Genomic DNA, 3,193 nt, shown 5'->3' on the forward strand with positions numbered 1-3,193 from the left:
GAGCGGAGTCGAAGCCAATGAGGCCGACATACGCGGGGCCGGGGTGTATCGCCGCTCGCTTCGACTCCGCTCAGCCAACGGCGATGCACCCCGGCATCTCTTAACTTAATGGCAGTGACCCCAACCTCTCCCAGAGGGAGAGGGGGCGAGATTATAGGGTTGCCGATGGATTGATCAGCCGCGTCCGCGCGCCCGCTCCCAGGCATGATGAATGGCGTTCTTCATCGAATCCCAGGTGCCCGTGCCCGCGTGGCTCTTTTCCCAATCGCGGCGCGCCCCGGCTTCCAGCGTCGGCCAGTCCTTGCCCGCATAGGCCGGGTTGCTCGCCAGGGTGTAGCCGTAGCGGTAGGCCGGCGCATAGCGGTCATAGGCGCCGCCCGTATTGGCGAAATAGAACGAATGGTGCCGCCGGAAATCGGCGTCGTAATCTTCGAACGCCGCCGCTCTCTGGGCAGTGCCCGCGCCTAGTTGCTCCACTTCCACATCCGTGCGGCGCACCGTGTCCTCAATGGTCTCGGTGCGTTCGGTGGCTTCCTTGCTGACCACCACTTCCTCGACCACCCGCGCTTCCTTGGCGGACACGGCCTCCTCGGCGGTTTCCGTCAACTCGATGGTGCCCTCCTTGAAAGCCTCCATATCGGCCCCGCTCAAGGGGCGGTCCACGGGATGGCGCTCCACACTGACGTGTTCCTCCCGTAGCACGATGGACTCGCTGGCCGGCCGCTCCGTGATATGGCTATAGACCCGCACGCCGCCGCGCTGGACGGCCCGCTTGCCGACCTTCAATTCTTCCTCGACCACCGGAATGCGGGCTTCCTGGCTCGCTCCGATTGGCTGGGACGTGCCGGTTCTGGTGGCGGGGCCGACCGCGCTCGTGGCGGTGGCGCTGGACCAGCCAGATTTCTGCCATTCCGCCGCGCGCTCCTCAATGTTCACCGCGCCATGATCTTCCAACACATCGACGGCCTGTTCCACCTTGGCTTCGTCGGCATCGACCGTCACCAAATAGCCGCCGCGCCGGACGCCCTCCGAGTAATAGCCCACATGCTCGGCGGGCAGCCCCAAGTCCTTGCGCTGGGTCTCCAACAAACCGAGCTTCACCAGCAGGCCACGGAAACCCGAATCGGTTTCCTCTGGCTCCGCGTCGCCCGTGACCACATGGATGCGCTCGCGGGGAAAGCCTTCCGAGACCAGATCATGCACCACCCGTTCGACTTCCGAACGGCTATCTATCAAACCAACTACCGTGTTCATCTAGCGTCTCCTGAAAATATCAACTTGAAAAATCGCCGCTTGGATTTGGAGCGGCAACCGCGTAGGTCGGGCATGTACTCATGCCCGACGATGCTTGATCCGGGCGATGGCGTCGGGCATGTAATACATGCCCGCCCTACGCGGCTACCCGGCTCAACCCAGCCCAAGATGCTCAGACTCCCGCCTCCGATTCGCTCAAATCCAGGGCGGACGCCGAACGGGGCGGCGTCCGTTCCACCGACACTTCCTCGCGGCGTAGCGTGGCCCGCCGGGACTTGTGGGATTCGGCCCGCCGCTTGGTGATCCGCAGCTCTTCCCTCAGGATCAGCCGCTTCTCCACCACCAGGGTTTCCTCAAACACCGGCACGATCATGGTGTCGCCCTCGTAACGGACGGGCACCGGCTCGTTTATCGTGCGGTTGACCGGCACCCGCTCGACCTGGACGGTTTCCCGCACCAATGGCTCGTCAACGTCCTCCTCATGGGCCGCGACCCGCTTGACGATGCGCACGCGCCCGGTTTCCACCTTGCGTTTGCTTAGCGTCAGGCGTTCCTCGGCCACGGGGATGGTGAGCGTGTCGGCGGCGGCGATACCCTTGGGCGTTTCACCCGGCCATAGGCGCTGGGCTTCGTGGATGGGGAAGGGGAGGATGTAGCTGCCGTCGTCCTGCCGATTCAGAAAATTGACCGGCAACAGCAGCCGCTCGCCGTTCTCGAATTGCACCGGCACCCGGCGACCATGATCGAGGGGAAGGGCGGCGGGGTCGATGATCCCGTGCAATCCGTCCCGGCTGATGACTAGGTTGGTTCGTTCGGAGCTTTCCATGGCTATCCGTCTAAAGTGGATCGCAGTTCATGCTTCGCTGCCTGGCTTGGCGTTGAGTGGCGGCGATGTTCCTTTTGGGCATCAAAAGCTGGCGGGGAGTTCCCCGCGCTTAAGTTCGATCGGGGTCGGGCTTATAATCGCCCCCCGACTGGCTGCGTCAGTTCTTCGAGTCCCCGTCCCGAGCCTTTGAGTGTTCCCGGCGCCGCCAGGAAGGCGACACGGCTCCGGCGGTGCCCGGAAAACCTTGGCAAGCACGTCGCGTTCCCAGGGGACAGGCGTCGCTTTTTCCAAGTGTCGGTCGCGTCGTTCCCCCGGTCATTATAAAAACATCATCCCAGGGGATTGATTATGTGTTGGAGCGGTGAAGCTTCGGCGGTGCTGGCTGCCGTCGGTTTTGGTACGGCCACCTATGTGGCCTATAAGGGAGAATCCAAGGAGTTATGGATTCCATTGACCTATTTCGCTTGCATGGAGTTATTGCAGGCGGCGACCTATATCTATATCGACCAGTGCGATAGGCCACCCAATCAGATATTGACGCTGTTTGGGTATCTCCATATCGCCTTCCAGCCGTTCTTCGCCAACATGGTGGCGATGTACTTCATTCCCGAGGAGGTCAAGAAGAGAATCAGCACGGTGGTGTATACCCTGTGCGCGGTGTGCGCGGTGGCGATTATGGTGAAAATGTACCCGTTCGCCTGGGCGGGGAATTGCATTATCGGCATCGAGGGTTTCTGTGGGCCGGTCACCTGTTCCATATCGGGTGATTGGCATATCGCCTGGCAATTGCCACTGAATGGCCTGATGTCGGATTATCCCGATAATCCGTTTGGCTTCCGTTATGGCCTGCACGCCTTCGCCTATATCCTGACGGCCTTCGTCATGCCGGTGATTTATGGCTCGTGGCGGTTCGTGGGATTCCATTATCTGGTCGGCCCGCTGCTCTCCGATATTCTGACGGTCAATCCCAACGAATATGTGGCGGTCTGGTGTTTGTTCTCCATCGCCCTGTGCGTCTCGGTGATTAAAACCCCGGTGCGGAAGTATCTGCATGTGAAAAGCTGGCCGTATTATCGGAAGGCTTACGCCGTTTAGTTGCGTAATGGTGGGAGC

3 protein-coding genes are annotated in these 3,193 nt (G+C 61.2%); 1 reads left to right on the forward strand and 2 read right to left on the reverse strand.

Features of this window, described 5'->3' with window-relative positions; translation table 11 throughout:
• Positions 1-174 precede the first annotated feature (174 nt).
• Both ACXWUF_RS21035 and ACXWUF_RS21040 read right to left on the reverse strand, forming a co-directional pair.
• Positions 175-1,254 (reverse strand): DUF2382 domain-containing protein, encoded by a 1,080-nt coding sequence (locus ACXWUF_RS21035; protein WP_458496511.1) that lies wholly within the window; start codon positions 1,252-1,254, stop codon positions 175-177.
• 172 nt (positions 1,255-1,426) lie between these two features.
• A complete protein-coding gene (locus ACXWUF_RS21040) occupies positions 1,427-2,080 on the reverse strand; it encodes a YsnF/AvaK domain-containing protein (RefSeq protein ID WP_458496512.1) in 654 nt (217 codons plus the stop codon).
• Positions 2,081-2,428: 348 nt separating this feature from the next.
• Here ACXWUF_RS21040 and ACXWUF_RS21045 point away from each other — a divergent pair, with 348 nt between their 5' ends.
• Positions 2,429-3,175: a DUF5765 domain-containing protein gene (locus ACXWUF_RS21045; protein ID WP_458496513.1), complete on the forward strand. Its 747-nt coding sequence runs from the start codon at positions 2,429-2,431 to the stop codon at positions 3,173-3,175.
• Positions 3,176-3,193: the final 18 nt, after the last annotated feature.

It is taken from the genome of Methylomagnum sp., from assembly GCF_054333355.1.